General features: G+C 71.2%; 5 protein-coding genes. 2 read left to right on the forward strand and 3 right to left on the reverse strand.

Annotated elements, in window-relative coordinates:
- From ACFV4N_RS35665 to ACFV4N_RS35675, 3 genes are all read right to left on the reverse strand, one after another.
- The coding region (locus tag ACFV4N_RS35665; RefSeq protein ID WP_499677072.1) for a hypothetical protein at window positions 1-954 on the reverse strand (954 nt) is incomplete at its 3' end.
- A gap of 88 nt (window positions 955-1,042) precedes the next feature.
- Window positions 1,043-1,666: a hypothetical protein gene (locus tag ACFV4N_RS35670; RefSeq protein WP_499677073.1), complete on the reverse strand. Its 624-nt coding sequence runs from the start codon at window positions 1,664-1,666 to the stop codon at window positions 1,043-1,045.
- Between the two features lie 86 nt (window positions 1,667-1,752).
- Window positions 1,753-5,874 (reverse strand): beta-L-arabinofuranosidase domain-containing protein, encoded by a 4,122-nt coding sequence (locus ACFV4N_RS35675; protein WP_499677074.1) that lies wholly within the window; start codon window positions 5,872-5,874, stop codon window positions 1,753-1,755.
- Window positions 5,875-6,736: 862 nt separating this feature from the next.
- On the opposite strand from ACFV4N_RS35675, the gene ACFV4N_RS35680 reads away from it, so the two are divergent.
- Window positions 6,737-7,393 carry a hypothetical protein gene (locus ACFV4N_RS35680; protein WP_499677075.1) on the forward strand — a complete coding sequence of 219 codons (657 nt, stop codon included), beginning with the start codon at window positions 6,737-6,739 and terminating at the stop codon, window positions 7,391-7,393.
- 204 nt (window positions 7,394-7,597) lie between these two features.
- Window positions 7,598-7,975 carry a DUF5684 domain-containing protein gene (locus ACFV4N_RS35685; protein WP_499677076.1) on the forward strand — a complete coding sequence of 126 codons (378 nt, stop codon included), beginning with the start codon at window positions 7,598-7,600 and terminating at the stop codon, window positions 7,973-7,975.
- The last annotated feature ends 296 nt before the right edge of the window (window positions 7,976-8,271 follow it).

An 8,271-nucleotide genomic window follows, 5' to 3' on the forward strand; every position in this document is an offset into this window, starting at 1 on the left:
GCGTCGGCGGGCGCGCAGGGCGGTTCGGGTGGCGAGGAGCAGCAGCAGCGCCAGGACGAGCAGCGCCACCTGGGGGACGGGCAGCGCCCAGGTGGTGACGGTGGCCGTCACGGGGGTGGTCGTGGGCACGGCGGGGACGCCGTCGAGCCGGCCGGGGGTGACGGTGATGGTGGTGGTGATGCGGCCGAACGGCCAAGCGTCGGTGCGGGAGTCGAACCGGCGGGCGCCGCCGGGCAGGACCTCGCGGGAGCGGGCGGTGCCGGGGTCGGTCCACTCGGTGTCGGCGAGCGGGGTGGAGTTGGTGACCCGGGTGTCGGCGGCGGCGCGCGTGTTGCCGTCGTTGGTGACGGCGTACCGCAGGCCCAGGCCTCCCGGGGCGAACGGGTTCCAGGACTGCTCGTAGGACGCCTGCACGTCGCTCAGCGCCAGGTGCGCGGTCAGCTCCCCGGTCACGCGGATGTTGAAGCGGACCCCGACGCGGTTCCGCACGCGCACCTGGCCCGACACGGTGTCCAACGATGCGGTGACCCCCGCCGGGTGGTCGCCCGGGGTGGCGTGGTCGGGGACGGTGACGGTCACCGGCACGTCGGTCGACGCGCCGCCCGGGACCGTGACGCCTCCGGGCACCTCGACCCAGGAGCCGCCGTCGACCGGGGCGGTGTCGGCCGCGCGCATGTCGAACACGCCCTTGTCGGTGAGGTAGCCGTCGTTGGCGTCGAGGGTGAAGGCGACCGGGCGGGCGGAGTGGTTGGTCACGGCGACGTGCTCGGTCACCGCCTGTCCGCCGGACAGCTCCAGGTCGACCACGCGCCTGCCGTCGGGGCCGCCCGCGCCCGCGGGCACGACGGCCCAGGTCACGTCCTGTTCCTGCCGCGCGGTGGCCGGGGGCGCCGGGACGGCCAGGAGCGCGGCGACGACGCAGAGCAGGGCGCGGCGGACGCCGGTGGCGGGCATCGGTCCTCCGTGGGTTGTCGGGAGGTCCGGACCGGGCCTCCCCGGGGGTCCGGGGCGCGGTGGTGCCACCACACCCCGGACGGGGGTGTCAGGACTGGTCGAACAGCGACAGGGTGAGCGTGGAGCTGTACTGGCCCGCGGCCACGTCGGCCGGGGTGCGCAGGGTCAGGTCCGCCTCGACGTCCCAGGAGCCGGTCTCGTCGGCGGCGTTGGCCGTCGACACCAGCAGTTCCTGCCCCACGAGGCCGACCGCCGGGGCGCCGGAGCCGTCGGCGACGACGGAGGACACCGGTTCACCGGCCGCCACGGCGCCGGTCGACGTGTCCGACAGCAGGCGCGGGCGCCAACCGAGGTGTTCCGCGCCGAAGCCCGTGCCGCCGCCGACCGGCGTGAAGGCGCTCGCCTGGCCGACCACGGCCCAGAACGAGCCCGCGGGGACGTCCTCGGGGTCGCGGGTGTCGGTGACGGTGATCCTCGGCGTCACACCGGTGAACTGGCGGGCCGAGGCGTCCGAGCCGTTCTCGACCAGCGTCACGCCGTCGTTGGCGGCGACCGTCATGGTGAGCGAGCCGGGGGTGTCCCTCTCCTCGATGGTGACGTCGATGTCGATGTCGGGGTCGTCCTGGGCGAGCGCGGTCGGCACGGCCGCGCCGACCAGCGCCAGGCCCAGCGCGGTGGCGGCGAACAGCCGGGCCGGGGTGGATCTCCTCATCGTGCTCTCTCCTCGGTTGATCGGCCGCGGGCGATGGCGGCGGGGGTGGTGCCGCACCACGCGGCACCACCTCCGCCTTCCCGCGATCACCTCACGGACCCGCTCACGCAGCGCAGTGCCGGGTAGTCGACGCGGTGGGCCGTCAACGCCCCGCCCTCGACGGCGGTCACGGTGACGACGCCCGCCGGCAGGTCGCTCGTCCGGCTGTTGAAGGACTGGTACGCCTGCTTGCCCGGTTCCACGGCGGCGAAGTGCTTGCCGCCGAACGGGGTGGTCATGGTGACCGCGACCGGGGACGTGCCGGTGTTCGTCGCCGTGACGGCCACGTGCGCGGTGGCGCCGACGCAGCGCGGGGCGGCCGTGACGGTGACGGCCGGCGCGGCCGGGGAGATCTCCAGCGCGTACCGGGTCGACGTCACGTGGTCCTGGGCGAAGGCGTCGACGGTGACCGTCCTGCGCCCCGAGGCGTCCAGGGTGATCTTGCGCGGGCGGGTGTCGTCGATCAGCACCCCGTCGACCTCGACCAGGCCGCTGGGCACGTGCGGGTCGAGGTCGAGGTCCACCTCGGTGGTGCCGGCCGGGACCCGCAGCGCGTAGGAGGTGGTGCCGGGCGCGAAGGCCGGGGTGAGGGCGCCCGGGGTGGCCTCGAGACCGGCCAGCTCCGACTCCGAGCCGTAGACCAGGGACTTGCTCGTGAAGACGCCGAACACGCCGCCGACCCAGCCGCCGGTCGACTGGAACCGGACGGTCACCACCGGGATCCGCTGCCCGTTCTCGTCCAGCACCGGGTTGCCCGCCTGGTCGACCTTCCACCGCGGGTTGTCCAGGTGCTTGCGGGGGATCTCGTCCGTCTGCAGGTAGAACACGCCGGTGCCCGCGTCGCGGTTGACGGTCTCGGTCTTGAACTTCTCGTCGTTGAGGTAGACGTCGAAGGTGCGCCCGGCGTCACCGGTGTAGTAGCGGGCCCGCAGCAGGTTCGCCGCCTGCGCCGGGTCGACCTGCAGGTCGTGGCTGAACCAGCCGGCCGGCCCCTCCGCGTGCCGGAACTGCCGGCCATTGAACACGCCGACCGACGAGTTGGCCTGCTTGAGGTTCTTGGCGCCCTCGAAGTTGTTGTTGTCGAAGCTCTCCAGCGAGTCGATGGTCAGCTCGGCCTCGCGCAGGCGCCGCTTGTCGTCCAGGAGGCGCTTCTGGGCCGCCTCGGAATCGGCGGTCTCGTAGGAGAAGTAGAGGCCGTAGCGCTCGTCGTGGCGGCGGTGGTGGGGCGTGAACTCCAAATCGGTGGCCGCGTTGCGCAACGTGAACCGGACCTGCCCGTCGGCGGTGTCCGGACCGCGCACGACGTTGTGGACGACGTCGTCCTTCCAGGCGGCCACGGTCGGCGTGGTCACCTGGACGACCTGCGGCGCGTCGGGGTCCAGGGACGCCGCCCGCACGATGATGCCGACGCGGGCGAACTTGTCGAGGTCCTTGGTGCCCAGCCCGGCGCTGAGCAGCACCGGCCCGTACTTCAACGCGAAGAAGTCCGGGTTGTCGGGCGTCTCGACCACCCGCACGGTCATCGGCAGCTCGTACTCGACGACGTCGCCGGCCTTGACGCCCAGCACCACGTAGCCGCGCTGGACCTGTGGCGTGACGGCCGAGCCGTTGACGGTCAGGCCGGGCGTGGCGGCGGCCCAGTCCGGCACGCGCAGGCGCAGCTTGGCGTTCGCCGGGAGCGCGCCGCCGTCGACCGCGCTGACGCGGAAGGTGACGGTGTCGTCGTTGGGCAGGTTCGCCTGCTGCCGGACGCGGAGGTTCCCGTGCTCGAACACCGAGCTGAAGAACATGTTGACCCAGACGCCGTCCGAGCCGGTGAAGTAGATCGAGTCGCCGAGCTTCGAGAAGTTCTCCATGCCCGTGCCGGTGCAGCACCAGAACTCGGTGTAGGGCATCGAGTAGAGCTTGTAGTAGCCGGGCGCCATCGCTTGGAAGTACGTCGTCATCCCCGTGTCGGGGTTCTGCGAGGACAGAATCGTGTTGATGAACGTGTTCTCGTAGTAGTTGGCGTACTTCACGTCCTGGGTGAGCTTGAACAGCTCGCGGGACAGCTTGAGCATGTTGTACTCGTTGCAGGTCTCGGCCGTCTCGGCGTTGCCGACGACGCCCTTGCCCGTGGCGAACTCGTGCAGCGTGCCGGGGCCGTGGAAGTGCTCGGCCTGGCTGTTCGCGCCGGTCGCGTAGGTGTGGTGGTCGACCACGATCTGCCAGAAGTTCTGCGCGGCCTGCAGGTACATCGGCAGGTCGGCCTTCTCCTGGGCCGTCAGCGTGTCGTACAGGGCCGGGTTCTGGGTGAAGACCGTGTAGCGCTTCACCGCGCCGATGAGCTTCGGGATCGTGGTGTTGGCGTGCTTGCCGTTGAGCACGTCCCGGTTCGCCGCCAGCTCGCGGAACAGCGACAGCTCGTCGAACGCCTCGGCGGCCCGCTTGAACCGGGCGTCGCCGCCGCTGCGGGCGTACAGCTCGTACAGGGCGTCGTTCATGCCGCCGTACTCGGTGCGCAGCATGACGTTGGTGTCGGCCAGGGTCGAGACGCGGCCGTGCAGGTAGCCGCCGAAGCCCTTGGCGATCTCCAGCGCCTTGCCGCCCTGGGCGTCCGGGACGTACTTGTTGATGTCGAGCAGGCCCGCGAGGACCTTGTGCAGGTTGTAGTAGGGCACGACGACCGGGTCGTCCGACGCGCCGCGGCCCTCGACGGCGTTGAGGGCGGTGTCGCGGAACGGGCCGACGTAGCCCGCGCGGGAGGTGCCCGCGTAGGACGCCTGCACCTCGGCGAGGCCGTCGACCGCCTCGGTGATCTCCCGGTGCAGCCCTTCCTTGACCTCCGGGTCCGTGCTGGAGGCGTAGGACATCGCCAGCGCGGACATGTAGTGGCCGAAGGCGTGGCCGCGGAAGTTGCCGCTGACCGAGCCGTCCTCCCAGCCCTGGTAGCCGGTGGCGGTGGGCGGGGTGAGGTTCGCCGTGCGGTAGAACCAGTGCAGGAACTGCTTGGAGTCCAGGCTGAGCAGGTACTCGTGCTCCTTGGCGGCGGCGTTGTTCAGGTACGCGTCGTCCAGGCGCACGCCCAGGCCGCTGTCCTGGAGGACCTCGCGGACGGCGGGCACGGTCACGGTGAACTCCCGGACCGCCGGCGCGCCGTCGGCGAAGCGGACCGTCGCGGTGAGGGTGACCAGGGCGTCGTCCTCGCCCGCGCCGGGCCGGCGCACGGTGCCGTCGAGGTCGATCACGTCCCGGTCGCCGGACGACCAGGTGACGGTCGAGCCGCTGGAACCCTCGCGCGGCAGGGAGATCGCGGCGGTGACGGTCGCGGGCAGCGTGATGGCGGCGGCGTCGGCCCTGGCCACGGCGTCCTCGTCCACGGTGCCGCCGCCCTCCTCGTACAGGCCGACGACGTCGGCCGCGGTCGCCTCGCCCGCGTACAGGCGGTAGGAGTCCAGGGCACTGGTCAGGAAGGAGCCGTTGTACCGGGGCCCGTTGAAGCCGATCGTCTTGGGCAGGGCCGCGTCGCCGGTGATGACGCCGGTCGACGCGCCGCCGACGGGTTGGGCCACCTGGCTGGGCACGCGCAGGCCGTTGCGGTAGAACACCGCCCGCTTGGTGTCGCTGTTGTAGCTGACGGCGATGTGGGTCCACTGGCCGACGGGGAAGAACGCCGCCCGGTCCGCCGAGGACACCTGCACCTTGTACGGCTGGGTCCCGCCCGGACCCGCGGACAGCGCCAGGGGCGAGCCGTTGCCCTCGGACGACAGGTACCAGCCGTCGCTGTTGTAGGCGGCCTTGTTCCAGGCGATGACCTGCTCCCCCGTCATCGCGGCGTCCGGCTTGAGCCAGAACGACGTGGTCAGGGTCTTGGGCTGCAGGTCGGTGCTGCTGCCGAGGTCGAGGTAGGTGCCGGCGGTGAGCTTCAGCGCCGACTCCCGGACGCCGGGCACGAACCCGTGCGCCGGGGCGCCCGTGCCGGTCGCCTTCGCGGTGACCGGGTGGGCGAGGTCGGAGCCGTCGGCGAGGCTGTTGTCGAACTCGAGCGCGAGGACGGGGTCCCCGATGCCCCCCTGGGCCTGCGCCGGCACGGCCAGCGGGCTCGCGACGAGCGCCACCCCGAGCAGGAGCGCGACCGCGACCGCGGTCCGCGGTCGGGTCAACGCGGTGGATCTCGACCTCGTCGTCATGGCAGTCGCGACCTCCTCGACGCGTGCGCGTCCTCGTGGGCGGTGGTGAAGGCCGGCGGCAGCACCAGGACGGGCTGCTCCGCGCACCGGGTCCGGTCCGCGCCGCGGGGGCGCGAGGGCCGGACCGATTCGCGGCAGGGCGACGACGGCGCAGGCGGCGGTGCCTGCCCGACGGTGTCTCATGCGGCGGGCTCCTTCCGGCGGTCAGGGCAGGGCGGACCGCCGCCCGGAGCGGGCGGTGGCAGTGAGGTCGGGGGTGGAGCGGGCACGTCGACCCGGAATCGGCGGTTGCCCCGAACAACGTCGAGGCCCCGTGATGAGGACCCTGCTGTGTTAGCGCTAACATCCTTCGGGAAAACAGTGAACACCGCAGTAAAGCCGCTGTCAACACCCACTTCACCGCGTGCTGTCGGCTTGTCAGGAGTGGCCGAGGGCGCACGCGGCCAACTCCACCCAGGACCGCCACGACCGGCCGGTGATCGCAGGCGCACCCGCAGGTGTTAGCGTAAACATAATAGCGATCAACCACTTGGAGACACCATTCCGCACATGTGCGGAATGGCCTCGGAATGCCTCCTCGGGCGCAATAACCGCGTCGCCCCGGCCAACAGTCGGCGGTGAATCGCAAGACAACCCGAGCACCCCTCCCGTTGCCCCCTTCACCCTTGTGGTTGCCTATAGGGTGCTCACTTCGGGTGCTACGTTGGTTTTCGTCCACAGTTGCACGAACTGTTGATTCGACATTCTCGCGACAATTCATCGCGACATTCCCGCCAATACTCCGGCAGCGCCTGCGCGCTCATTCGCGCCCGGCTCGACCGCACCACCGCGCCGGGCGTCCTCTTCGACGTGGGAAGGAACCATGACGATCCAGGCAAACCTGAGCCGATCCCAGCTCCGGTGGGACACGTACATGTTCCTCGGGAACAAGTACCTGTCCTACAGCCTCACCGACAACGTGATCCGCGTCGGTCCCCGGGGGATCGACACCGGCCGGCCCGGCCTGCACGACACCCAGTTCGCCGACGCGATCGACGCCGCCGTCCCGTTCTCCTACCGCCCGGACCCCACGAGGCTCGTGCCGCCGCCCGAGCAGGAGTACGTCTACATCTTCAGGGGCGACCAGTACGTGCGCTACGACTTCAAGAACGAGCAGATCATCTACGGCCCCCTCGACATCGGCCAGTGGTGGCCGGGCACGAAGGACGCCGGGTTCGACCGGGACATCGACGCCGCGTTCCTGGACCCCTACGGCTCGATAAGCCTGAACCTCAAGGACGGCCGCCACTTCCGGATCTGGACCCAGCAGAACCAGGGCAGCTCCACCCCGGCCCGCAGCAGCGCGGCCGCCTCCATGAACCTGCCCTTCACCGCGGCCGACATCTCGAGCCTCGGCTTCCGGGTCGACGAGTACGACCTGCTCAGCGGTGACGACTTCCTCGCCCGCGGCACCAAGGAGTTCACCGGCAACGGCACCTACACCGCGTCCGCCGACGACGGCAGCGTCACCGTCACCTGACGGCTTCCCGGGCCACCTGCCGCGCGGGGCGCGGCGGCCGGCCGTGATCCGCATCGGCATTGAATTGATCTCGAACGGCTCACGAAACGGACAACGCGCCGTGCGGGCGGCACGCGAATGCCAGTGTTCCGCGCGACCGGTCGGGGGAACCTGATGCGGGCGACCAGCGCCCGCCCCTCCGCCGATCGCCGGAAGGAACGCCCTGTGACGACGACGACGACCCAGCTCGATTCGTCCCTTTTCATCATCCCGCTGATCATCGCCCTGGTGATCGGGGTCTTCATGATCGCCGTCCTGTGGAAGGTGTTCACCAAGGCGGGTCAGCCCGGGTGGGCTGCGATCATCCCGTTCTACAACATCTACGTGCAGCTCAAGATCGTCGGCCGTCCCGGCTGGTGGCTGGTCCTGCTCCTCGTCCCGGTCGTCAACATCGTCGTCTCGGTGATCATCGCGATCGACCTGGCGAAGTCGTTCGGCAAGAGCGCGGGCTTCGGCGTGGTCGGCCTCTGGCTCTTCGGGATCGTCGGCTACCCCATCCTCGCCTTCGGCAGCGCCACCTACCGCGGCCCCTCGGCGGCCTGATCACGGCGACCGGCCGGGCACCCCTCGGTGCCCGGCCGACGCCCGACCCGGCCGCACCGGGCCGGACCACGCCCTGTCCCCCACCGATCCGGCGGCGGTGCCGATCCCGGCGATCGGTGGGTCGACGCCGAACCCGACGTGGCCGACGACCTGGTCGAGCTGTGCGGACGCCAGTCGCCGGCCTGCCCGCGGTGCCCCCCTGGTCCCTGCACCACCTCGCCGACGAACAACGCACAGCGTTCGCACTGCCCGGAACAGCCCCGGGCCCGGACACCGACCTGCACACCGCCACCGGA

Source organism: Actinosynnema sp. NPDC059797, from assembly GCF_042732085.1.
Classification (GTDB): Bacteria; Actinomycetota; Actinomycetes; order Mycobacteriales; family Pseudonocardiaceae; genus Actinosynnema.